The organism is Streptomyces sp. NPDC054834, from assembly GCF_053611185.1.
On the sequence record NZ_JBSGZV010000052.1, the window covers coordinates 11537 to 35351 of the forward strand.

At 70.3% G+C, this 23815-nt stretch carries 20 protein-coding genes; 18 read left to right on the forward strand and 2 right to left on the reverse strand.

The window, feature by feature from the left end; all coding sequences use genetic code 11:
• The first annotated feature begins 2 nt into the window (after positions 1-2).
• From ACWGJM_RS41310 to ACWGJM_RS41365, 12 genes are all read left to right on the forward strand, one after another.
• Entirely contained in the window at positions 3-1418 is a 1416-nt protein-coding gene (locus tag ACWGJM_RS41310) for a UDP-N-acetylmuramoyl-tripeptide--D-alanyl-D-alanine ligase (protein WP_453416899.1), read from the forward strand.
• Positions 1415-2488 (forward strand): phospho-N-acetylmuramoyl-pentapeptide-transferase, encoded by a 1074-nt coding sequence (mraY, locus tag ACWGJM_RS41315; RefSeq protein ID WP_453416900.1) that lies wholly within the window; start codon positions 1415-1417, stop codon positions 2486-2488. Before ACWGJM_RS41310 ends, mraY begins: the two co-directional genes overlap by 4 nt.
• Complete coding sequence (gene murD / locus ACWGJM_RS41320; RefSeq protein WP_453416901.1) at positions 2470-3894, forward strand: UDP-N-acetylmuramoyl-L-alanine--D-glutamate ligase; 1425 nt, start codon at positions 2470-2472, stop codon at positions 3892-3894. Before mraY ends, murD begins: the two co-directional genes overlap by 19 nt.
• Before the next feature lie 263 nt (positions 3895-4157).
• On the forward strand, positions 4158-5522 hold the full coding sequence (gene ftsW / locus ACWGJM_RS41325) for a putative lipid II flippase FtsW (protein ID WP_390735027.1): 1365 nt from the start codon (positions 4158-4160) through the stop codon (positions 5520-5522).
• Between the two features lie 6 nt (positions 5523-5528).
• The gene (murG, locus tag ACWGJM_RS41330) at positions 5529-6617 is read left to right on the forward strand and encodes an undecaprenyldiphospho-muramoylpentapeptide beta-N-acetylglucosaminyltransferase (protein WP_390735026.1); all 1089 of its coding nucleotides are present in this window, start codon (positions 5529-5531) and stop codon (positions 6615-6617) included.
• A 26-nt stretch (positions 6618-6643) separates the two neighbouring features.
• Positions 6644-7447 (forward strand): cell division protein FtsQ/DivIB, encoded by an 804-nt coding sequence (locus tag ACWGJM_RS41335; RefSeq protein WP_453416902.1) that lies wholly within the window; start codon positions 6644-6646, stop codon positions 7445-7447.
• A gap of 278 nt (positions 7448-7725) precedes the next feature.
• A complete protein-coding gene (ftsZ, locus tag ACWGJM_RS41340; protein WP_453416903.1) occupies positions 7726-8940 on the forward strand; it encodes a cell division protein FtsZ in 1215 nt (404 codons plus the stop codon).
• 10 nt (positions 8941-8950) lie between these two features.
• On the forward strand, positions 8951-9769 hold the full coding sequence (pgeF, locus tag ACWGJM_RS41345; protein ID WP_453416904.1) for a peptidoglycan editing factor PgeF: 819 nt from the start codon (positions 8951-8953) through the stop codon (positions 9767-9769).
• A 6-nt stretch (positions 9770-9775) separates the two neighbouring features.
• Positions 9776-10495, forward strand: coding sequence for a YggS family pyridoxal phosphate-dependent enzyme (locus ACWGJM_RS41350; RefSeq protein ID WP_453416905.1), 720 nt, complete (start codon positions 9776-9778; stop codon positions 10493-10495).
• A gap of 129 nt (positions 10496-10624) precedes the next feature.
• On the forward strand, positions 10625-11257 hold the full coding sequence (locus tag ACWGJM_RS41355; protein WP_453416906.1) for a cell division protein SepF: 633 nt from the start codon (positions 10625-10627) through the stop codon (positions 11255-11257).
• A 50-nt stretch (positions 11258-11307) separates the two neighbouring features.
• Positions 11308-11598: a YggT family protein gene (locus tag ACWGJM_RS41360; protein ID WP_132854348.1), complete on the forward strand. Its 291-nt coding sequence runs from the start codon at positions 11308-11310 to the stop codon at positions 11596-11598.
• Between the two features lie 53 nt (positions 11599-11651).
• On the forward strand, positions 11652-12884 hold the full coding sequence (locus tag ACWGJM_RS41365; RefSeq protein WP_453416907.1) for a DivIVA domain-containing protein: 1233 nt from the start codon (positions 11652-11654) through the stop codon (positions 12882-12884).
• Between the two features lie 183 nt (positions 12885-13067).
• On the opposite strand, the gene ileS is transcribed toward ACWGJM_RS41365, so the two are convergent.
• The gene (ileS, locus tag ACWGJM_RS41370) at positions 13068-16220 is read right to left on the reverse strand and encodes an isoleucine--tRNA ligase (protein WP_453416908.1); all 3153 of its coding nucleotides are present in this window, start codon (positions 16218-16220) and stop codon (positions 13068-13070) included.
• 613 nt (positions 16221-16833) lie between these two features.
• Here ileS and ACWGJM_RS41375 point away from each other — a divergent pair.
• The 5 genes from ACWGJM_RS41375 to ACWGJM_RS41395 all read left to right on the forward strand — a co-directional run bounded on the left by ACWGJM_RS41375 (position 16834) and on the right by ACWGJM_RS41395 (position 21872).
• Positions 16834-17988: a TraR/DksA family transcriptional regulator gene (locus ACWGJM_RS41375; RefSeq protein WP_453416909.1), complete on the forward strand. Its 1155-nt coding sequence runs from the start codon at positions 16834-16836 to the stop codon at positions 17986-17988.
• A gap of 82 nt (positions 17989-18070) precedes the next feature.
• The gene (gene lspA / locus ACWGJM_RS41380; RefSeq protein ID WP_453416910.1) at positions 18071-18673 is read left to right on the forward strand and encodes a signal peptidase II; all 603 of its coding nucleotides are present in this window, start codon (positions 18071-18073) and stop codon (positions 18671-18673) included.
• A 112-nt stretch (positions 18674-18785) separates the two neighbouring features.
• Positions 18786-19730, forward strand: a complete 945-nt coding sequence (locus ACWGJM_RS41385; RefSeq protein ID WP_453416911.1) for an RluA family pseudouridine synthase — start codon at positions 18786-18788, stop codon at positions 19728-19730.
• A complete protein-coding gene (locus tag ACWGJM_RS41390) occupies positions 19727-20197 on the forward strand; it encodes a GNAT family N-acetyltransferase (RefSeq protein WP_453416912.1) in 471 nt (156 codons plus the stop codon). Before ACWGJM_RS41385 ends, ACWGJM_RS41390 begins: the two co-directional genes overlap by 4 nt.
• A gap of 88 nt (positions 20198-20285) precedes the next feature.
• Positions 20286-21872 (forward strand): Na+/H+ antiporter, encoded by a 1587-nt coding sequence (locus tag ACWGJM_RS41395; protein WP_453416913.1) that lies wholly within the window; start codon positions 20286-20288, stop codon positions 21870-21872.
• Positions 21873-22008: 136 nt separating this feature from the next.
• Here ACWGJM_RS41395 and ACWGJM_RS41400 read toward each other — a convergent pair whose 3' ends face one another.
• The gene (locus ACWGJM_RS41400) at positions 22009-23118 is read right to left on the reverse strand and encodes a mechanosensitive ion channel family protein (RefSeq protein ID WP_453416914.1); all 1110 of its coding nucleotides are present in this window, start codon (positions 23116-23118) and stop codon (positions 22009-22011) included.
• Positions 23119-23235: 117 nt separating this feature from the next.
• On the opposite strand from ACWGJM_RS41400, the gene ACWGJM_RS41405 reads away from it, so the two are divergent.
• Positions 23236-23814, forward strand: a complete 579-nt coding sequence (locus ACWGJM_RS41405) for a dienelactone hydrolase family protein (RefSeq protein WP_453416915.1) — start codon at positions 23236-23238, stop codon at positions 23812-23814.
• Position 23815: the final 1 nt, after the last annotated feature.

A 23815-nucleotide genomic window follows, 5' to 3' on the forward strand; every position in this document is an offset into this window, starting at 1 on the left:
TTGTGATCGCCCTCTCCCTCGCCGAGATCGCAGCAGTCGTCGGCGGGCAGACGAACGACATACCGGATCCATCCGTCCAAGTCACCGGGCCGGTGGTCCGGGACTCCAGGGAGGCGGTTCCGGGCAGCCTGTTCGTCGCCTTCGTCGGCGAGCGCGTCGACGGCCACGACTTCGCCGCGCAGGTCGTGGCGGCGGGCTCGGTCGCCGTCCTGGCGTCGCGCCCCGTAGGGGTGCCCGCGATCGTCGTCGAGGACGTGCAGAGCGCCCTCGGCGCCCTCGCCCGGCACGTCGTACGGCGCCTCGGCACGACCCTCGTCGCCCTCACCGGCTCCGCGGGCAAGACCAGCACCAAGGACCTCATCGCCCAGGTACTCCGGCGCAAGGCGCCGACCGTGTTCACCCCCGGCTCGCTCAACAACGAGATCGGGCTGCCGCTGACCGCCCTGTCCGCCACCGAGGAGACGCGTTTCCTGGTGCTGGAGATGGGGGCCCGGGGCATCGGCCACATCCGCTACCTCGCCGAGCTGACCCCGCCGAGGATCGGCCTCGTACTCAACGTCGGCACCGCACACATCGGCGAGTTCGGCGGCCGTGAGCAGATCGCGCAGGCGAAGGGCGAGCTCGTGGAGGCCCTGCCCGCCGCCCAGGACGGCGGAGCCGCGATCCTCAACGCCGACGATCCGTTGGTCCGGGCCATGGCCTCCCGTACCCAGGCGAAGGTGATCCTTTTCGGAGAGTCGGCCGAAGCGGACGTACGGGCCGAGAACGTGCGACTCACGGACAGCGGACAGCCCGTATTCAGGCTTCACACACCCTCCGGTGCAAGCGATGTGACCATGCGCCTGTACGGTGAGCATCACGTGTCGAACGCGCTCGCCGCGGCCGCCGTCGCCCATGAGCTGGGCATGTCCGCGGAAGAGATCGCCACCGCGCTCTCCGAGGCGGGCTCCCTCTCCCGCTGGCGCATGGAGGTCACCGAGCGCCCGGACGGCGTGACCATCGTCAACGACGCCTACAACGCCAACCCCGAGTCCATGCGGGCCGCTCTTCGTGCGCTCGCGGCCATGGGCCAGGGGCGGCGGACCTGGGCGGTGCTCGGCAAGATGGCCGAGCTCGGGGACGAGGCGCTCGCCGAGCACGACGCGGTCGGGCGGCTCGCCGTCCGGCTCAACGTCAGCAAGCTCGTCGCGGTCGGGGGGATCGAAGCCTCCTGGTTGCAACTGGGCGCATATAACGAGGGTTCGTGGGGTGAGGAGTCGGTGCACGTGTCCGACGCACAGGCGGCGGTCGACCTGTTGCGCAGCGAGTTGCGCCCGGGGGACGTCGTGCTCGTGAAGGCGTCCCGTTCGGTGGGGCTGGAGAGCGTCGCTCAGGCGCTCGTCGAGAGCGGTGCCGAGGGTGAGGTCGCCGCCCGATGATGAACCAGATCCTGTTCTCGGGAGTCATTGGCCTCTTCCTGACGCTGGTCGGCACCCCGCTGCTGATCAAGCTGCTCGCGCGCAAGGGCTATGGCCAGTACATCCGTGACGACGGCCCGCGTGAGCACGCCAGCAAGCGCGGTACGCCGACCATGGGCGGTATCGCGTTCATCCTGGCCACGATCGCCGCCTACTTCCTCAGCAAGGTGATCACCGGCAAGCCGCCGACCTACTCCGGGCTGCTGGTCCTCGGCCTGATGGCGGGCATGGGCCTGGTCGGCTTCCTCGACGACTACATCAAGATCGTCAAGCGGCGTTCGCTGGGTCTGCGGGCCAAGGCGAAGATGGCCGGCCAGTTGATCGTCGGCATCGCCTTCGCCGTGCTGTCGCTGATGTTCTCCGACGCACGCGGCAACACTCCGGCGTCCACGAAGTTGTCGTTCATCACGGACTTCGGCTGGTCGATCGGCCCGGTGCTGTTCGTGGTCTGGGCGCTGTTCATGATCCTCGCGATGTCGAACGGCGTGAACCTGACGGACGGCCTGGACGGTCTCGCCACCGGCGCCTCCGTCCTCGTCTTCGGCGCCTACACGTTCATCGGCGTCTGGCAGTTCCAGGAGTCCTGCGCCAACGCGCAGACGCTGACCAACCCGAACGCCTGCTTCGAGGTGCGCGACCCGCTGGACCTCGCGGTCATCGCCTCGGCGCTGATGGGTTCCTGCATCGGCTTCCTGTGGTGGAACACCTCGCCGGCCAAGATCTTCATGGGCGACACCGGTTCGCTCGCCCTCGGCGGTGTCCTCACCGGCCTGGCCATCCTCTCCCGCACGGAGCTGCTGGTGGCCCTCATGGGCGGTCTGTTCGTCCTCATCACCATGTCGGTGGTCATCCAGGTCGGCTCCTTCCGGCTCACCGGCAAGCGCGTCTTCCGGATGGCGCCACTCCAGCACCACTTCGAACTCAAGGGCTGGTCCGAGGTCCTTGTGGTGGTCCGGTTCTGGATCATCCAGGGCATCTGTGTGATTGTCGGACTAGGCCTCTTCTATGCGGGATGGGCAGCGGAAAAGTGACCGACTGGCAGGGCAAGCACGTCACCGTCGCCGGGCTCGGCGTCTCCGGCGTCCCGGCGGCCAAGGTGCTGCACGGACTCGGCGCGAAGGTCACCGTCGTCAATGACGGCGACGACGAGCGGGCACGGGCCCAGGCGGCCGGGCTGGAGGCGCTCGGGGTCACCGTGCGCCTCGGTGACGGCGACACCCTGCCCGAGGGCACCGACCTGATCGTCACCGCACCCGGCTGGAAACCCGGCAAGCCGCTGTTCGCCGCCGCCGAGCGGGCCGGCGTCCCCGTCTGGGGAGACGTCGAACTCGCCTGGCGGCTGCGCGGCCCCGACGCCGCGCCGTGGCTGGCCGTCACCGGCACCAACGGCAAGACCACCACCGTCCAGATGCTCGCCTCCATCCTCAAGGCGGCGGGCCTGCGCACGGCGGCCGTCGGCAACATCGGCGTCTCGCTGCTCGACGCCGTGCTCGGCGACGAGGAGTACGACGTCCTCGCCGTGGAGCTGTCCAGTTACCAGCTGCACTGGGCGCCCTCCCTGCGCGCGCACTCCGCCGCGGTGCTGAACCTGGCCCCCGACCACCTCGACTGGCACGGCTCCATGGAGGCCTACGCCGCCGACAAGGGCCGTATCTACGAGGGCAATCGGGTCGCCTGCGTCTACAACGTCGCCGACAAGCTCACCGAGGAACTGGTGCGCGAGGCGGACGTCGAGGAGGGCTGCCGGGCCATCGGCTTCACCCTCGGCACCCCCGCGCCCTCCCAACTCGGCGTGGTGGACGGCATCCTGGTCGACCGCGCCTTCGTCGAGAACCGGCAGAAGAACGCCCAGGAGCTCGCCGAGGTCTCCGACGTCAACCCGCCCGCCCCGCACAACATCGCCAACGCCCTTGCCGCGGCGGCCCTCGCGCGCGCCTTCGGCGTGCCTCCGCAGGCCGTACGGGACGGCCTGAGGGCGTTCACCCCGGACGCCCACCGCATCGCGAAGGTGGCGGAGTCGGAGGGCGTGACCTACGTCGACGACTCGAAGGCCACCAACACCCATGCGGCAGAGGCCTCCTTGGCGTCATATGAGTCGATCGTATGGATTGCGGGCGGTCTGGCGAAGGGCGCCACCTTCGACGAGCTGGTCGCCAAGTCGGTAAAGCGACTTCGAGCCGCCGTCCTCATCGGCGCCGACCGCGCCCTGATCCGCGAGGCCCTCGCGCGACACGCGCCGGAAGTACCCGTCGTCGACCTCGACCGGACCGACACTGGGGCGATGCTCCAGGCGGTGACGGAAGCCAAGCGGCTGGCGGTCGCCGGCGACACGGTGTTGCTTGCGCCGGCCTGTGCCTCCATGGACATGTTCACCAACTACAACCAGCGCGGTGACGCGTTCGCGGAGGCGGTTCGCGAACTCGGCGCGGGCGCCTGACGACGGGTCCCGTCTCCAGCGGGTGCTTCGGGGCCCTAGGGCCCGTTCTGGGTTCCCCGTCTGCGCCCCGACGCCCGGCACGCACGCTCGGCGCACGGCGCCGCAGGACAGGTGGCTCCGCCACATGACCTGCGACACCGCACGCCGATCGCACGCACCGAACGCCGCTGCGCCCGCGCTCCGCGCGGACGACGGGGAGCCCAGAACAGGCCCTAGGAGGGACGCGTGACTCGGATGTGGCTGAAGGTCGGGAGGTGCCGGTGATGTCCGGTAGCCGTACAGGCCGTCCTCCGGTTCAGCGGGCCGTCAGACGGCCCCCGTCCCCCCGGCCGCCGCGCGACAACCCCGTACGGCGGCTCTTCACGCGCGCGCGGAAGGCCTGGGACCGGCCGCTGACCGCCTACTACCTGATCCTCGGCGGCAGCGTGCTGATCACCGTGCTCGGGCTGGTGATGGTCTACTCGGCCTCCCAGATCACCGCGCTCCAGCTGTCGCTGCCGGGGTCGTACTTCTTCCGCAAGCAGTTCCTGGCCGCGGCCATCGGCGGCGGGCTGATGTTCGTCGCCTCCCGGATGCCGGTGAAGCTGCACCGGGCGCTGGCCTATCCGATCCTCGCGGGAGCCGTCTTCCTGATGGTCCTGGTGCAGGTGCCGGGGATAGGGATGGCGGTCAACGGCAACCAGAACTGGATCTCGCTCGGCGGCTCCTTCCAGATCCAGCCCAGCGAGTTCGGCAAGCTCGCGCTGGTGCTGTGGGGCGCGGACCTGATCGCGCGCAAGCACGACAGGAAGCTGCTGACCCAGTGGAAGCACATGCTGGTGCCGCTCGTACCGGTCGCCTTCCTGCTGCTCGGGCTGATCATGCTCGGCGGCGACATGGGTACCGCGATCATCCTCACCGCGATCCTCTTCGGGCTGCTGTGGCTGGCGGGGGCGCCGACCCGGCTGTTCGTCGGCGTGCTGTCGATCGCCGGCCTGATCGGTGTGGTCCTGATCAAGACCAGCCCCAACCGCATGGCCCGCCTCGCCTGCATCGGCGCCACCGAGCCCCGCTCCGGGGTCGCCGACTGCTGGCAGGCCGTGCACGGGATCTACGCGCTGGCCTCCGGCGGGCTCTTCGGTTCCGGGCTCGGCGCGAGTGTGGAAAAATGGGGCCAACTCCCCGAAGCCCACACCGACTTCATCTTCGCCGTCACCGGTGAGGAACTGGGCCTGGCGGGGACACTGTCGGTGCTCGCCCTCTTCGCGGCTCTAGGCTATGCGGGTATCCGCGTGGCCGGACGCACGGAGGATCCCTTCGTGAGGTACGCCGCGGGAGGCGTGACCACCTGGATCACCGCCCAAGCGGTGATCAACATCGGTGCGGTGCTCGGTCTGCTGCCGATCGCCGGGGTCCCTCTCCCGCTGTTCTCCTACGGAGGGTCCGCCCTGCTGCCGACCATGTTCGCCATCGGGCTGCTGATCGCCTTCGCGCGCGACGAGCCCGCTGCGCGGGCGGCGCTTGCGATGCGGCAACCTCGCTTTGGTAGAAAACGGGGTGCTGGGGGTTCTGTGTTTAATCGGGGGCCCCGGAGATGGAACACGATGAGACGGCGCGCCTCGGCGGCGCGCTCGTCCGGAGAGCGGTGAATTTCGGTGCATGTCGTACTCGCCGGTGGGGGGACCGCCGGCCACATCGAGCCCGCGCTCGCCCTCGCGGACGCCCTGCGCAGGCAGGACCCGACCGTGGGGATCACGGCCCTGGGCACGGAACGGGGACTCGAGACCCGGCTCGTTCCGGAGCGCGGCTACGAACTCGCGCTGATCCCGGCGGTGCCGCTGCCCCGCAAGCCCACCCCCGAGCTGATCACCGTCCCGGGCCGGCTGCGCGGCACGATCAAGGCCGCCGAGCAGATCCTGGAGCGCACCAAGGCGGACTGTGTCGTCGGCTTCGGCGGTTACGTCGCCCTGCCCGGCTATCTGGCCGCCAAGCGCCTCGGCGTGCCCATCGTGATCCACGAGGCGAACGCCCGCCCCGGCCTGGCCAACAAGATCGGCTCGCGGTACGCCGCCCGGGTCGCCGTCTCCACGCCCGACAGCAAGCTGCGCGACGCCCGCTACATCGGCATCCCGCTGCGCCGCTCCATCGCCACCCTGGACCGCGCCGCGGTCCGCCCGGAGGCCCGCGCGCGTTTCGGGCTCGACCCGAACCTGCCCACGCTGCTCGTCTCCGGCGGCTCGCAGGGCGCCCGCCGCCTCAACGAGGTGGTCCAGCAGGTCGCTCCCTGGCTCCAGCAGGCCGGGATCCAGATCCTGCACGCGGTCGGCCCGAAGAACGAACTGCCGCAGGTGCACCAGATGCCGGGAATGCCTCCCTACATCCCGGTAAGTTACCTGGACCGGATGGACCTCGCGTACGCCGCGGCCGACATGATGCTCTGCCGCGCGGGCGCGATGACCGTCGCCGAACTCTCCGCCGTCGGGCTCCCGGCCGCCTACGTTCCGCTGCCCATCGGCAACGGCGAGCAGCGGCTGAACGCCCAGCCGGTGGTCAAGGCCGGCGGCGGCCTCCTGGTCGACGACGCGGAACTCACGCCCGAGTGGGTGCAGCAGAACGTCCTGCCCGTGCTCGCCGACCCGCACCGGCTGTACGAGATGTCCCGTGCCGCCGGTGAGTTCGGCCGCCGGGACGCCGACGACCTGCTCGTCGGCATGGTGTACGAGGCGATCGCCTCACGCCGATAGGACGATATGCGCGGAGGGCAGTGAGTGTGGCCGGACCGACGACCGCCGAGCGCGGTGATCGCCAGCAGGAGTCGTCCGGCCCGTCGCCGGGAAGGCGGTTGGGCAGACTCCGCCTTCCCCGCCTCCGCGGAGTCGTCGTCCTGGCCGCCGCCCTCGTGCTCCTCGTCTCCGGAGTGGTCTGGCTGCTGTACGGCTCCAAATGGCTGCGGGTGGAGCGCGTCTCGGTCTCCGGGACCGTGGTCCTGACGCCCGCACAGGTCCGCCAGGCCGCCCATGTGCCGGTCGGCAAGCCGCTGATTTCCATCGACACGGATGTCATCGAGGCGAGACTGCGCCGGAAACTGCCCCGAATCGACTCGGTTCAGGTCGTCCGTTCCTGGCCTCACGGAATCGGGCTGAAAGTGACCGAGCGTGTCCCGGTGCTCCTCATGGAAAAGGGCGGAAACTTCATCGAAGTGGACGACGACGGTGTCCGCTTCGCCACGGTTTCGCAGGCCCCGAACGGCATTCCGACCCTGGAATTGGCCCCGGCCCGCTCCGCTTCCGCCGCCGCGAGCCTGCGCCGCTTCGACCAGGACCGTCTGGTGCGGGCGGCTGTGGGGGTGGCGGGTGACGTTCCGGCCACCGTCGCGCGCGAGACGCGGGTCGTCAAGGTCCGTTCCTACGACGACATCTCGCTGGAGTTGAGCGGCGGGCGCACGGTGCAGTGGGGCAGCGACGAGAACGGCCGCGCGAAGGCCCGTACCCTCAACGCTCTCATGAAAGCCGCCCCAGGCACACGGCACTTCGATGTCAGTGTTCCCACCGCGCCTGCGTCATCAGGGAGTTGACGCACATCCGCGCAGGCCAGCACCCTGGTTGGGCACCGCTATGCCTGATCACATAGGGTGAAAAGAAAAACGGGAGGTTCGGCGTGTTCGTTGAACGTGCGCCACTTGTCGACTTAGTGTCCTGTTCAGAAGACTTCAAGGAACAGGCACACTGGTAACCCTAAACTTCAGCGTTAGGGTTCGGGTCGGCACTCGGACCGTCCCATTCGGCATCAGTCGTCGGATCGCGGCAAGGCCGCGAGGCGGCGACACGTAACTCGAGGCGAGAGGCCTTCGACGTGGCAGCACCGCAGAACTACCTCGCAGTCATCAAAGTCATCGGTGTCGGCGGCGGTGGTGTCAATGCCATCAACCGGATGATCGAGGTCGGTCTCAAGGGCGTCGAGTTCATCGCCATCAACACCGACGCACAGGCGCTGTTGATGAGCGACGCCGACGTCAAGCTCGACGTCGGCCGCGAACTCACCCGCGGACTCGGCGCCGGAGCCAACCCGGCCGTCGGCCGCAAGGCCGCCGAGGATCACCGCGAGGAGATCGAGGAGGTCCTCAAGGGGGCCGACATGGTCTTCGTGACGGCCGGTGAAGGCGGCGGCACCGGCACCGGCGGCGCGCCCGTCGTGGCCAACATCGCCCGCTCCCTGGGCGCCCTCACCATCGGCGTGGTCACCCGCCCGTTCACCTTCGAGGGACGGCGCCGGGCCAACCAGGCCGAGGACGGCATCGCCGAACTCCGTGAAGAGGTCGACACCCTCATCGTCATCCCCAACGACCGGCTGCTGTCCATCTCGGACCGCCAGGTCAGCGTGCTGGACGCGTTCAAGTCCGCGGACCAGGTGCTGCTGTCCGGTGTCCAGGGCATCACCGACCTCATCACCACCCCCGGTCTCATCAACCTCGACTTCGCCGACGTGAAGTCGGTCATGTCCGAGGCCGGTTCCGCACTCATGGGCATCGGCTCGGCCCGCGGCGACGACCGCGCGGTGGCCGCCGCCGAGATGGCGATCTCCTCGCCGCTCCTCGAGGCCTCCATCGACGGCGCCCGGGGTGTCCTGCTCTCCATCTCCGGCGGCTCCGACCTCGGCCTGTTCGAGATCAACGAGGCCGCCCAGCTGGTCAGCGAGGCCGCCCACCCCGAGGCCAACATCATCTTCGGCGCGGTGATCGACGACGCCCTCGGCGACGAGGTCCGGGTCACGGTGATCGCGGCCGGCTTCGACGGGGGCCAGCCGCCCGCCCGCCGGGACACCGTTCTCGGGTCGTCCTCGTCGTCCTCCTCGTCCTCGGCACGGCGCGACGAGCCGACCCCGGTGCGGCAGCCAGAGAGCCGCCCGTCCTTCGGCTCGCTCGGCAGCGTCACGCCCAAGGAGGAGCCGGAGCCCGCCGCTCCGGAGCCGGTGGCCGAGATCCCGGTCACTCCGCCGATTCCGCCGGCCCCGCGGACCTACTCGGACAGCGCCGCGGAGGAGCTGGACGTACCGGACTTCCTCAAGTGATCCTCCTGACGTGATAGGACGGCACGACATCGTGAACGGCGCGCACTTCGCCTTCACCGACCGGTGGGGCGGGGTGAGCGCCGTTCCGTACGAGGAGCTCAACCTCGGCGGCGCGGTCGGCGACGACCCCGACGCCGTGCGGACCAACCGCGAACTGGCGGCGAAGTCCCTGGGCCTGGATCCGGCGCACGTGGTCTGGATGAACCAGGTGCACGGGGCGGACGTGGCCGTGGTCGAAGGGCCCTGGGGCATGGGGGTCCCCCCGCGCATGGGGGTCCCCCCGCGCATGGGGGTCCCCCCGCTCGAGCGAAGCCGAGAGTGGGGGAGGAGCCGAGAGCGGGGGAGCCCGGTGCCCGAGGTCGACGCGATCGTCACGGCCCGGCGGGGGCTCGCCCTCGCGGTGCTCACCGCCGACTGCACTCCGGTGCTGCTCGCCGACCCGGTCGCCGGGATCGCCGCCGCGGCCCACGCGGGCCGGCCCGGCATGGTCGCCGGGGTCGTCCCGGCCGCCGTGCGGGCCATGGTCGAGCTCGGCGCCGAGCCGGGCCGGATCGTCGCCCGCACCGGACCGGCCGTCTGCGGCCGGTGCTACGAGGTGCCGGAGTCGATGCGCGCGGAGGTGGCCGCCGTCGAGCCGGCGGCGTACGCCGAGACGAGTTGGGGCACTCCGGCGGTCGACGTGAGCGCCGGAGTGCACGCGCAGCTCGAACGCCTCGGGGTGTGCGACCGGGAGCAGTCGCCGGTGTGCACGCTCGAATCGGGCGATCACTTCTCGTACCGCCGGGACCGCACCACGGGGCGGCTCGCGGGCTATGTGTGGCTGGACTGATCGGACATGACGGACCGTAAGGGTGAACTCGCCGCAAACCTGGCGAAGGTTGAGGAGCGCATCACCGCGGCCTGTGTGGCCGCCGGGCGCAAGCGGGAGGAGGTGACCCTGATCGTGGTCACCAAGACCTACCCGGCGAGCGATGTGCGGATCCTGGCGGGACTCGGTGTGCGCCACGTCGCGGAGAACCGCGACCAGGACGCGGCCCCCAAGGCCGCCGCCTGCTCGGATCTGCCTCTTTCCTGGCACTTTGTAGGTCAGTTGCAGACCAACAAGGTCCGATCCGTGGTCGCTTACGCCGATGTCGTGCAGTCCGTCGACCGCGCCAAGCTCGTCACGGCACTGTCGAAGGAGGCCGTGCGGGCCGGGCGCGAGCTGGGGTGCCTCCTCCAGGTCGCGCTCGACGCGGGGGAGAGTGCGAGGGGCGAGCGCGGCGGCGTGGCGCCCGGCGGAATCGAAGAGTTGGCCGACCTCGTCGCCGGCGCTCCGGGGCTGCGGCTCGACGGGTTGATGACCGTCGCACCGCTCACCGGGGAGTACGCGGGGCGCCAACGGGCCGCGTTCGAGCGGATGATGGATTTGTCGACTGACCTGCGCCGGGCCCATCCGGCTGCGAACATGGTGTCCGCAGGGATGAGTGCGGACCTCGAGGACGCAGTGGCCGCCGGAGCGACACATGTACGCATCGGCACTGCGGTACTCGGAGTCCGCCCCAGGCTCGGGTAACGTCGCCAAGAAGTCGGACCACAGCAGAAAATATGGTCAATGTCGCCGAAAGGCGTGCACAACGACCTCGTGGATCGCGGGCACTTGGCGGTCGTCAGCGGATCCACCACAGAGCGGAGGACTCAGAGCATGGCCGGCGCGATGCGCAAGATGGCGGTCTACCTCGGCCTCGTGGAGGACGATGGATACGACGGCCGCGGTTTTGACCCCGACGACGATTTCGAGCCCGAACTGGACCCGGAGCCCGAGCGGGACCATCGACGGCACGAGCCGTCACACCAGTCGCATCAGTCCCAAAGGGACGAATCGGTACGAGTCGTGCAGCCTCCCGCGCCGCGCGACCCGATTCCTCATGCCGCTTCGCTCCCCGCGGAATCGGGACGCCCGGCGCGGATCGCGCCCGTGTCGTCCATCACACAAGAACGTCAGTCCCTGGAGAAGAACGCACCGGTGATCATGCCCAAGGTCGTGTCGGAACGAGAGCCTTACCGGATCACCACGCTCCACCCCCGGACCTACAACGAGGCCCGTACCATCGGGGAACACTTCCGTGAGGGCACCCCGGTGATCATGAATCTGACTGAGATGGATGACACAGACGCGAAGCGACTTGTCGACTTTGCGGCCGGTTTGGTGTTTGGTCTCCATGGCAGCATCGAGCGGGTGACGCAGAAGGTGTTCCTGTTGTCTCCTGCTAACGTCGATGTCACGGCGGAGGACAAGGCCCGCATCGCAGAGGGCGGGTTCTTCAACCAGAGCTGAGAAGTACGACCGGAACGAAGCACGAAGCAGGGGAGAGGGAAGCACAATCCATGAGCGTGTTCGCGCAGGTGATCTACATCGCGCTGATGGTGTTCCTCATCGTGCTCATCTTCCGGCTGGTCATGGACTATGTCTTCCAGTTCGCCCGCTCGTGGCAACCCGGCAAGGCCATGGTGGTCGTACTGGAGGCCACCTACACTGTCACCGATCCACCGCTGAAGCTTCTGCGGCGGTTCATTCCGCCGCTGCGTCTCGGGGGCGTGGCGCTCGACCTGTCCTTCTTCGTACTGATGATCATCGTCTACATCCTGATCTCCATCGTGGGAAACCTGGTGGGGTGAGCTGTGGACGATACGGTCTTGCCGACTGCCGATGACTACGTTGAGGTGAAGAGATGCCGTTGACCCCCGAGGACGTGCGGAACAAGCAGTTCACGACCGTCCGCCTCCGAGAAGGCTATGACGAGGACGAGGTCGATGCCTTCCTCGACGAGGTCGAAGCCGAACTGACCCGTCTGCTCCGCGAGAACGAGGACCTGCGCGCCAAGCTGGCCGCGGCTACGCGCGCGGCTGCGCAGAACCAGCAGAACATGCGCAAGCCCCCGGAGCAGGACCAGCAGCAGGGCGGCATGCAGCAGGGTGGCATGCAGCAGGGCGGTATGCAGCAGGGCGGTATGCAGCAGGGCGGTATGCAGCAGGGCGGTATGCAGCAGGGCGGTATGCAGCAAGGCGGCATGCCGCAGCAGGGCATGCGAGGTCCCGGCGCTCCGGTACCCGCCGGAATATCGGGCCCGCCGCAGCAGCAGATGGGTGGCCCCATGGGTGGCCCGCCCCAGCTGCCGAGCGGTGCCCCGCAGCTGCCCGCCGGTCCCGGCGGTCAGGGTCCGGGTCAGCAGGGTCCCGGCCCGATGGGTCAGGGTCCGATGGGCCAGGGCCCGATGGGTGGTCAGCCCCCCATGCAGCAGCAGATGGGCGGTCCGATGGGCGGCCCCATGGGCGGTCCGATGGGCGGCCCCGGTCAGGGCCCCGGTGGCGACAGCGCCGCCCGAGTCCTCTCGCTGGCTCAGCAGACCGCCGACCAGGCGATCGCCGAGGCCCGCTCCGAGGCCAACAAGATCGTCGGCGAGGCCCGCAGCCGCGCCGAGGGTCTCGAGCGTGACGCGCGCGCCAAGGCCGACGCGCTCGAGCGGGACGCCCAGGAGAAGCACCGCGTCGCCATGGGCTCCCTGGAGTCCGCGCGCGCCACGCTGGAGCGCAAGGTCGAGGACCTGCGTGGCTTCGAGCGCGAGTACCGCACGCGTCTGAAGTCGTACCTCGAGTCCCAGCTGCGCCAGCTGGAGACCCAGTCCGACGACTCCCTGGCCCCGCCGCGCACCCCGGCCACGGCCTCCCTGCCGCCGTCCCCGGCGCCCTCCATGGCTCCGGCCGGCGCGAGCGCCCCGTCCTACGGCGGCAACCAGACCATGGGCGGTGCGCCGAGCCCCGCTGGCCCGTCCTACGGCGGCCAGCAGCAGATGACCCCGGCGATGACCCAGCCGATGGCTCCGGTCCGTCCCCAGGGCCCGTCGCCGATGGGCCAGGCTCCCTCGCCGATGCGCGGGTTCCTGATCGACGAGGACGACAACTGACGGCCGGCACGGTCAGTAGTACGCCTTAGGCGTCGGCAGCGTTCAGGGCGGGGCCCCGGACTTCGGTCCGGGGCCCCGCCCTTTTTACGCGTGTTGACGCCGGTGGAAGTACGTCGCCTTCCGAGACCCGCGACGCCGAAGGCCCGGCCCCCTCGGGGGACCGGGCCTTCGGCATACCGCTGCCTACGCCTTGCGCAGGCGGAAGGTGAGGGACAGGCCCTCGTCGGTGAACGGGTCGCCGTAGGAGCCGTCCGCGTCGCCCTGGGAGCCGTGCTCATTCACGAAGGCCGTGGCCAGGACCTCGTCGGCGATCAGGGCCGCGTGCTCGGTCAGGGCCGCGACGACCGCCGGGTCCGTGGAGGTCCAGCGCAGCGCGATGCGGTCGGCCACGTCGAGGCCGCTGTTCTTGCGGGCCTCCTGGATCAGCCGGATCGCGTCACGGGCCAGGCCCGCCTGCCGCAGCTCCTCGGTGATCTCCAGGTCCAGCGCGACCGTGGCACCGGAGTCGGACGCCACCGACCAGCCCTCGCGCGGGGTCTCGGTGATGATCACCTCGTCGGGGGCGAGGGTGATCGTCTCTCCGTCGACCTCCACCGACGCCGTGCCCTCGCGCAGCGCCAGGGACAGCGCGGCGGCGTCGGCCGCGGCGACCGCCTTCGCCACGTCCTGGACGCGCTTGCCGAACCGCTTGCCCAGCGCGCGGAAGTTCGCCTTCGCCGTCGTGTCGACCAGCGAGCCGCCGACCTCGCTCAGCGAGGCGAGCGCCTCGACGTTGAGCTCCTCGGTGATCTGCGCGTGCAGTTCGGTGTCGAGGGCGTCGAAGCCGGTCGCAGCGATGAGAGCGCGCCTCAGCGGCTGGCGCGTCTTCACGCCCGACTCCGCGCGCGTGGCGCGGCCCAGCTCCACCAGGCGGCGGACCAGGACCATCTGCTTCGACAGCTCCGGGTCGATCGCCGACAGGTCCGCCTCGGGCCAGGAGGCCAGGTGCACGGACTCGGGGGCGCCGGGGCTGACCGGCACCACCAGGTCCTGCCAGACCCGCTCGGTGATGAACGGCGTCAGCGGGGCCATCAGCTTGGTGACCGTCTCGACGACCTCGTGCAGGGTGCGCAGCGCCGCCTTGTCGCCCTGCCAGAAGCGACGGCGCGAGCGGCGGACGTACCAGTTGGACAGGTCGTCGACGAACGCCGACAGCAGCTTGCCGGCGCGCTGGGTGTCGTAGGCCTCCAGGGACTGGGTGACCTGGTCGGTCAGCGCGTGCAGCTCGGACAGCAGCCAGCGGTCCAGCAGCGGACGGTCGGCCGGGGCCGGGTCGGCCTCGCTGGGCGCCCAGCCGGAGGTGCGGGCGTACAGCGCCTGGAAGGCGACCGTGTTCCAGTACGTGAGGAGGGTCTTGCGGACGACCTCCTGGATCGTGCCGTGACCCACCCGGCGGGCCGCCCAGGGGGAGCCACCGGCCGCCATGAACCAGCGCACCGCGTCCGCGCCGTGCCGGTCCATGAGCGGGATCGGTTCCAGGGTGTTGCCCAGGTGCTTGGACATCTTGCGGCCGTCCTCGGCGAGGATGTGGCCCAGGCAGACGACGTTCTCGTACGACGACTTGTCGAAGACCAGGGTGCCGACGGCCATGAGGGTGTAGAACCACCCGCGCGTCTGGTCGATGGCCTCGGAGATGAACTGCGCCGGGTACCGGCTCTCGAACAGCTCCTTGTTCTGGTACGGGTAGCCCCACTGCGCGAACGGCATCGAGCCCGAGTCGTACCAGGCGTCGATGACCTCCGGCACGCGCGTGGCCGTCTTCTCGCACTGCGGGCAGGCGAAGGTGACCTCGTCGATGAACGGGCGGTGCGGGTCCAGCCCGGACTGGTCGGTGCCGGTCAGCTCGGTCAGCTCCGCGCGGGAGCCGACGCAGGTGAGGTGGTCGTCCTCGCAGCGCCAGATCGGCAGCGGGGTGCCCCAGTAGCGGTTGCGGGACAGCGCCCAGTCGATGTTGTTGTTCAGCCAGTCGCCGTACCGGCCGTGCTTGACGGTCTCCGGGAACCAGTTGGTCCGCTCGTTCTCCTCCAGCAGCCGGTCCTTGATGGCCGTCGTGCGGATGTACCAGGACGGCTGCGCGTAGTAGAGCAGCGCGGTGTGGCAGCGCCAGCAGTGCGGGTAGCTGTGCTCGTACGGCAGGTGCTTGAAGAGCAGGCCGCGCTGCTGGAGGTCCTCGGTGAGCTTTTCGTCGGCCTTCTTGAAGAAGACACCGCCGACCAGCGGGACGTCCTCCTCGAAGGTGCCGTCCGGGCGGACGGGGTTCACGACCGGCAGGCCGTAGGCGCGGCATACCTTGAGGTCGTCCTCACCGAAGGCGGGGGACTGGTGGACCAGGCCCGTGCCGTCCTCGGTGGTGACGTACTCGGCGTTCACGACGTAGTGGGCCGGTTCCGGGAACTCGACGAGCTCGAACGGACGTTGATACGTCCAGCGCTCCATTTCGGCGCCGGTGAAGGTCTGCCCCGTGGTCTCCCAGCCCTCGCCGAGCGCCTTGGCGACGAGCGGCTCGGCGACGACGAGCTTCTCCTCGCCGTCGGTGGCGACGACGTAGGTGACCTCGGGGTGGGCGGCGACGGCGGTGTTGGACACCAGGGTCCACGGGGTGGTGGTCCACACCAGGAGCGCGGCTTCGCCGGCGAGCGGACCGGAGGTGAGCGGGAAACGGACGTACACGGAGGGGTCGACGACCGTCTCGTAGCCCTGTGCCAGCTCGTGGTCCGACAGGCCGGTGCCGCAGCGGGGGCACCAGGGGGCGACGCGGTGGTCCTGGACCAGCAGGCCCTTGTTGAAGATCTCCTTCAGCGACCACCAGACGGACTCGATGTACGCCGGGTCCATGGTGCGGTAGGCGCCGTCGATGTCCGTCCAGTACCCCATGCGGGTCGTGAGCTCTTCGAAGGCGTCCGTGTGCCGGGTCACCGACTCGCGGCACTTGGCGTTGAACTCGGCGATGCCGTATGCCTCGATGTCCTGCTTGCCGGAGAAGCCCAGTTCCTTCTCGACCGCCAGCTCCACCGGGAGGCCGTGGCAGTCCCAGCCGGCCTTGCGGGCCACGTGGTGGCCGCGCATGGTGCGGAAGCGGGGGAAGACGTCCTTGAAGACGCGGGCCTCGATGTGGTGGGCGCCGGGCATGCCGTTGGCGGTGGGCGGGCCCTCGTAGAACACCCACTCCGGGCGGCCCTCGGACTGCTCCAGACTCTTGGCGAAGATCTTCTGCTCGCGCCAGAAGTCGAGCACCGCGTGCTCGAGCGCGGGCAGGTCGACCTGGGCGGGTACCTGGCGGTACGTCGGCGCTGTCATCAGCGAGCTTCCTCCAACGGACTTGCTGCCTTCCGTCGGAGGGACGAGAGCCGTATGTGCTACGTGCGCCGGGTGCGGCGCGCTCCCGCGGTACCACCCTCCTTGGCTCCCCGTGCGCCGTATGCGCCGGTGAGCCCCCTCATTGGGGTCGCGATGCCGGTTCTACCGGCCCCTGGGCCTGCGCTGGGGCTTTCTTCCGGCGGCTCCGGGGTGATCTTCACGTCGCGCTCACCCCCGGGCTTCCACCGTCCCCGGGTCGCTCTGGGCTGCGTACGCCGCTACTCGTCCCCATCCACGCTTTTCGCTCCGCCCAGTGTACGGCGCCCCGGCGACAGCGGCAGACCGATTTCCGGTGCGGGGAGGTGACCGACGGGGAAGGGTTGATATGTCCAGAATGTGACCTGAATGGCGAGGTACGCGTGTTCGGATCCTGGGATGCCCGGCTTGGCGGATTACCCGGCGGGGAGCTGGGCACAACGCATGCAGGCTTGTCGCGCGGGGGTCGCGAGGCGGGCGAATCGGGCGGCGTGCCCCGTTGCCGCGGGACTCAAGTCGATTTATCGTCCCAGCACGATTCACGAACAAGTTCACAATATGTGAAGGGGCCGCGGCCATGGTGGCGAAGAAGACCGCCGTACAGCAGTCGGCGGCGCCCGGCAGGGCCAGGGGAACGGTTGCGGGTGCCTCCGGCGGGACGAAGTCCTCCGCCGAGGGGGCCGCCGAAAAGAGTGCGGGTGGGGCGGGGAAGAAGCCGGTCGCCGGGAAGACCTCCGCCAAGAAAGCGACGGCCGGTGACGAGGAGGCGAGGGCCAGGACGGGGAAGAGCGCCGCCAAGAAGGCGGCGCCAGCTGCCAAGGGCGGTTCCCGGAAGGCTGCGGTCCCGGCCGAGGAGACCGGCCCGCGGAAGGCCGCGGCCAGGAGGACGGGCGCCGCCGGAGCCACGACCAGGAAGACGGGCGCCGAGGAAGCCGTGGCGAAGGAGCCCGACACCAGGGCACGCGGCAAGGAGCCCCGCGCCGAGGGGCCGGGCGGCGAGACACCCCAGGTCAAGGCGCCGGGCGGCAAGGAACCCGGCCTCAAGGAGCGGGGCGGCAAGAAGACCGGCCGCAAGGAACCGGGCGGCAGGAAACCCGGGGCCGACACCGCCGGTGCGGGAGCGGGCGGCGCCACGGAGGTGGTCGCCGCGCAGGCGGCAGGGCAGCAGGCGGGCACCGAGGAGGCGGTGGTCGGGAAGGGTTCGGCCAAGAAGGCGGGCGCGGCGCAGGCCGCGAAGCAGACGGGAGCCACGACGGTGGTTGCGAAGAAGACTCCTGGCACAGCCACGGCGGCGAAGACCGCGGTCCCCAAGACACGCCTCGCCGCGGTGGACCCCGGCGACCTCGCGGTGCGCCCCGGCGAGGACCCCTGGACGTCCGAGGAGGTCGAGGAGGCACGCGCCGAGTTGCAGTCCGAGGAGGCGCGGCTCAGCGCCGAGATCACCGCCTCGGAGCAGTCCCTCGTGGGGCTCATGCGGGACTCCGGGGACGGTGCCGGCGACGACCAGGCTGACACCGGCACCAAGAACATCACGCGCGAGCACGAGATGGCGCTGGCCGCCAACGCGCGCGAGATGCTGATCCAGACCGAGCGTGCCCTGAAACGGCTGGACGCGGGTACGTACGGTCTGTGCGAGAACTGCGGCAACGCCATCGGCAAGGCCCGCATGCAGGCCTTCCCGAGGGCCACCCTGTGCGTGGAGTGCAAGCAGAAGCAGGAACGTAGGTACTGAGCCGGTGTCGACCGGCACGGGGGCCCGCCGGGGCGTGCCGTAGTCTCGTGTGCAGTCAGGTACCTAGGGTTGAGGGACTCACGTGGCAGAGGCGGAACACATCATCGGTACGCCGGAGACCCCGGATGCTGCGGGAGCGGGACACGATGAGGCCGCGGCGAGTGCGGTGACCGCGACGACCCCGGCCGAGCGGCCCCGGGGGCGGCGCCGGATCGCCGTGCTGTTCTCGGTGGCCGCTTTCGCCTACGCCCTCGACCTGGTCAGCAAGCTGATCGTGGTGGCGAAGCTGGAGCACCACGCGCCGGTCAAGGTCCTCGGGGAGTGGCTGGAGTTCACCGCCATCCGCAACGCGGGCGCGGCCTTCAGCTTCGGGCAGGCCTACACGGTCATCTTCACGGTCATCGCGGCCGCCGTGATCGTGGTGATCGTCCGCCTCGCCCGCAAGCTCTACAGCCTGCCCTGGGCGATCGCGCTGGGCCTGCTGCTCGGCGGCGCGCTGGGCAACCTGACCGACCGGATCTTCCGCTCGCCGGGGATCTTCCAGGGCGAGGTCATCGACTTCATCGCGCCCAAGGGCTTCGCGGTGTTCAACCTGGCCGACTCGGCGATCGTCTGCGGCGGCGTCCTGATCGTGCTGCTCTCCTTCCGTGGCCTGGACCCCGACGGCACGGTCCACAAGGACTGAGCTCCGCGGCCCGTCCGCCTGTCCGGCTTGTCCGGCTTGGCCGGCTTGACCACAGGGTGCGTTGTCCACAGGCTCGTTCGGGGCCGTCGGACCCGTCCGGCATACTCGTCAGGTGAGCACGCTTCCTGAGATCCGTACCCTGCCCGTGCCCGACGGCCTGGAGGGCGAGCGCGTCGACGCCGCCATCTCACGCATGTTCGGCTTCTCCCGTACCAAGGCGGCGGAGCTGGCCGCCGCGGGCAAGGTCCAGGTCGACGGCGCGGTGGTCGGCAAGTCCGAGCGGGTGCGCGGCGGTGCCTGGCTCGAGGTCGAGATGCCGCAGGCGCCCGCGCCGGTGCAGGTGGTCGCCGAGCCCGTCGAGGGCATGGAGATCGTGCACGACGACGATGACGTGGTCGTGATCGTGAAGCCCGTGGGCGTGGCCGCGCACCCGTCGCCGGGCTGGACCGGGCCGACCGTCATCGGCGGCCTCGCCGCCGCCGGGTACCGGATCTCCACCTCCGGGGCCGCCGAGCGCCAGGGCATCGTGCACCGCCTGGACGTGGGCACGTCCGGCCTGATGGTGGTCGCCAAGTCCGAGTACGCGTACACGTCGCTCAAGCGCCAGTTCAAGGAGCGCACGGTCGACAAGCGGTACCACACGCTCGTCCAGGGCCACCCGGACCCGACCAGCGGCACCATCGACGCCCCCATCGGCCGCCACCCCAACCACGACTACAAGTGGGCCGTCACCGCGGAGGGCAAGCCCTCCGTGACCCACTACGACCTCATCGAGGCGTTCCGCGCCGCCTCCCTGCTGGACGTGAAGCTGGAGACCGGCCGCACCCACCAGATCCGCGTCCACATGTCCGCCCACCGCCACCCGTGCGTCGGCGACCTGACCTATGGCGCCGACCCCACGCTCGCCAAGCGGCTGCGCCTGACCCGCCAGTGGCTGCACGCCGTACGGCTCGGTTTCGAGCATCCCGGGGACGGCCGGTGGGTCGAGTTCGAGTGCGGCTACCCGGAGGACCTCCAGACGGCGCTCGACCAGGTCCGCGAGGAGACCTACGCATGAGTGGCACGCCGTACACCGTGCGGATCGCCGAGGACCCGGCCGACCGGGAGGCCTGCTTCGCGGTGCGCAAGGAGGTCTTCGTCGGCGAACAGGGCGTCCCCGAGGACATCGAGTACGACGCCCACGACGCCGCCGCCGTGCACGTCCTGGCGGTCCGGGAGGACGGCGTACCGCTGGGCACCGGACGGCTGCTGCACGGCGCTGCGGCGGCGACGAAGACCGGCGGCGACGCCGCGGTGGGTTCCCTGGGACGGCTCGCCGTCACCAGGGAGGCACGCGGTCTGGGCGTCGGCGTGGCCCTGGTGCGGGCCATCGAGGAAGCGGCACGCGCGCGCGGGCTGACGGCCGTCGACCTGCACGCGCAGACCCACGCGCTGGGCTTCTACGAGCGGCTCGGATACGAGGCCTACGGGCCTGAGTACCCGGAGGCGGGCATCCCGCACCGGGCGATGCGGCGCACGCTGTAGCCGCCGGGGGGTGCCTGACGGCCGGTGCGCCCGGGGACGTGGCAGGCTTGAGACCTGCTGTGTGACGTCGACTCCCGGAGCGCTGGCCGTGGATCAGTTGGCCCTGCTGTTCGTGCTGCTGCTCGGGGCCCTGGTGAGTGTGCCGGTGGGGGACCGGTTCGGAGTGCCGGCGCCGGTGCTGATGACGCTGCTCGGCATCGTGCTCGCGGTGGCCGACTTCGTCCCGAACGTGAACATCCCGCCGGAGCTGATCCTGCCCGGGCTGCTGCCGCCGCTGCTGTACGCGGCGGTGCGGCGGACGTCTTGGCGGCAGTTCACCGCCAACAAGCGGCCGATCTTCCTGCTCGCCGTCGCGCTGGTGTTCGTCACCACGGTGTGCGTGGCCGCCGTCGCCTCCGCGATCGTGCCCGGACTGCCGGTCGCCGCCGCCGTCGCGCTGGGCGCGCTGGTCGCGCCGCCCGACCCGGTCGCCGCGACCGCCGTCGCCGGACAGCTCGGGCTGCCGCGCCGGCTGGTGTCGATCCTGGAGGGCGAGGGGCTGTTCAACGACGTCACGGCCATCGTGCTGTACCACGTGGCCATCGCCGCCGTGGTCAGCGGGAGCTTCTCGCCCTGGCGGGCCGGACTGGACCTGGTGCTGTCCGCGGTGGTCGCCGTCGTCGTGGGACTGGCACTCGGCTGGGGCGCGAACTGGCTGATGGACGTGCTGGACGACGCCACCCTTCAGATCGGGCTGACGCTGCTGGTGCCGTACGCCTCGTACGTGCTCGCGGAGGAGCTGCACGGGTCCGGGGTGCTCGCCGTGCTGACCACCGCGCTCTTCCTCGCCGAGTACGCCTCCCATCCGGACGACGTGATGACGCGGCTCGCCGGGCACACCTTCTGGGACATCGTCGACACGCTCGTCACCGGGGTGGCGTTCGGGCTGATCGGCCTGGAACTGCACAACGCGATCCGGACGGCGTCCGGGCGGTGGGGGGAGCTGCTCGGCTGGGCGGCCACGGTCGTGGGCGTGGTGGTCCTCGTACGCCTGCTGTGGCTGATGCCGGCGACCTGGCTGACCAAACGGCTGCACGCCAAGCGGGACTACGACGAGGACATCCCGATGAGCTGGCGGGAGACCGTCGTGATGTGGTGGTCCGGGATGCGGGGCGTGGCGTCGGTGGCGCTGGCACTGGCCGTCCCGCTCAAGACCGACGACGGGTCGCCGTTTCCCGACCGGGACGAGATCGTGTTCATCGCCTTCGGCGTGATCATGGCGACGCTGGTGTTGCAGGGGCTGACCCTGCCGTGGCTGGTCAAGCGGCTGGGAGTGCGGGCGGACACGGAGCGGGAGAAGGAGTTCGAGAAGCAGCTGGCCGTGCGGGCGGCCAAGGCGGCCAAACGGCGGCTGAAGGAGATCGAGTCGGTCGAGGACCTGCCGGAGGAGCTGTCCGAGCAGATGGCGCGGCGGGCGTTCGACATCGGGCTGCGGATCAGTCCGGACGTGGGGGAGGACGAGCGGCGCGACGCGCACGAGAGGCGGGTGCGCCGGCTCAAGCGGGTGCGGCGGATCCAGGGGGAGATGCTGAGCGCCGCGCGGCATGAGGTGATGGCCGCGCGGAGCGAACCCGGGGCGGATCCGGAGATCGTGGACCGGGTGCTGCGGCATTTGGACGTGCGTAGTCTGCGGTGACGGTTCGTTGCCGGGTGTGGGGTGCGGGGCGCTTGCCGGGGGTTGTCCACCCGCGCACCACCCGTTTCCAGTCGGTTGAGAGCTCCAGCTCTCCCGTGGGGGTGGTGCGCCGTCGGCGGCCGGCCGTTCGTGAGCGTCAGGCCCTGCCCGTTCTCGGGGTCTCGTAGGCGCGGCGGTGGGCGCCGTCCTGGGACGGGATGCGGGGGCTGTTCGGGGGCAGGGCCGCGTCGGCCGTGTTGACGCGGGGCAGGGCGTACGGGTGTTCCGCGCACAGCCAGGTGATCATCTGCTCGCGGACCATGACCCGCACCGTCCAGATGTCGTCGGCGTCCTTCGCGGTCATCAGGGCGCGGACCTGGATCGTGTTGGGCGTCGAGTCGGTGACCTGGAGGCCGTGGGCGCGGCCGTCCCAGGCCGGGCACTCGCGCAGGATGTCCCGCAGCTTCTCGCGCATCGCCTCGACGGGCGCCGTGTGGTCGAGGTGCCAGTAGACGATGCCGGTCATCTGCGGGGTGCCGCGCGACCAGTTCTCGAACGACTTGGATGTGAAATACGACACAGGCATGGTGATGCGACGCTCGTCCCAGGTCCGCACCGTCAGGAAGGTCAGCGTGATCTCCTCGACGGTGCCCCACTCGCCGTCCACCACCACGGTGTCCCCGATCCGCACCATGTCGCCGAAGGCGATCTGGAGCCCGGCGAACATGTTGCTCAGCGTGGACTGCGCGGCGACACCGGCGACGATGCCGAGGATGCCGGCCGAGGCCAGCAGCGAGGCACCGGCCGCGCGCATCGCCGGGAACGTCAGCAGCATCGAGGCGGCGGCCACGACGATGACGATCGCCGACACCACCCGCATGATCAGCTCGACCTGCGTGCGCACCCGGCGCACCCGGGCCGGATCCCGGTGGGCCCGCGCGTACCGGCTGTACGACGTCTCGACGATGGCCCCCGCGATCCGGATGACCAGCCAGGCGGCCGACCCGATCAGCACCAGGGTCAGCGTCCGGCCGATGCCGGCCTGGTGCTGCTCCAGCAGTCGCGCCTGGTCGTACGACCCTCTCAGCATGGCGGCGCACAGCACGAGCTGGTACGGGATGCGCCCGCGGCGCAGCAGCCCCCACAAGAGCGTGTCGTGGTCCCGTTCGTCTGCCTTGCGCAGCAGCCGGTCGGTGGCCCAGCCGACGAACAGGGTCAGGGCGACCGAGCTGCCGATCACGATGAGAGGGCGGAGTACGTTCTCCATGCCTCCGAACGTAACCGGCCACCGGCGACCTTGAACATGTGACTTCGGCACGTTCCTGGGTAACGTCCGGCGCGGTCACCGTCGGTCACTGTCGTACCCGGCTGGCACCATGGCCTCATGAACATCATGCTCTTTCACTCGACCTACGGCCTCAGGCCCGCGGTGCGCCAGGCCGCGGACCGGCTGCGCGGCGCGGGGCACGAGGTGTGGACGCCGGACCTCTTCGAAGGACGTACGTTCGACACGGTCGAGGAGGGCATGGCCTTCAACGACGAGGTCGGGAAGGACGAGCTGCTGAAGCGGGCCGTCCTGGCCGCCGCGCCGTACTCCGACCGGGGGCTCGTGTACGCGGGGTTCTCGCTCGGCGCCTCCATCGCGCAGACCCTCGCACTGGGCGACGGGAAGGCGCGCGGGCTGCTGCTCCTGCACGGCACGTCGGACCTCGCGCCGAACGCCTCCGTGGACGAGCTGCCGGTGCAGCTGCACGTCGCCGAGCCGGACCCGTTCGAGACGGACGACTGGCTGAGCGCCTGGTACCTCCAGATGGGCAGAGCCGGCGCCGACGTCGAGGTGTACCGGTACGCCGGGGCCGGTCACCTCTACACCGACCCCGGCCTGCCGGACTACGACGAGGAGGCCGCCGAGGCCACCTGGCGGGTGGCGCTCGGCTTCCTCGACGGCCTGGGCCACGTGTGAG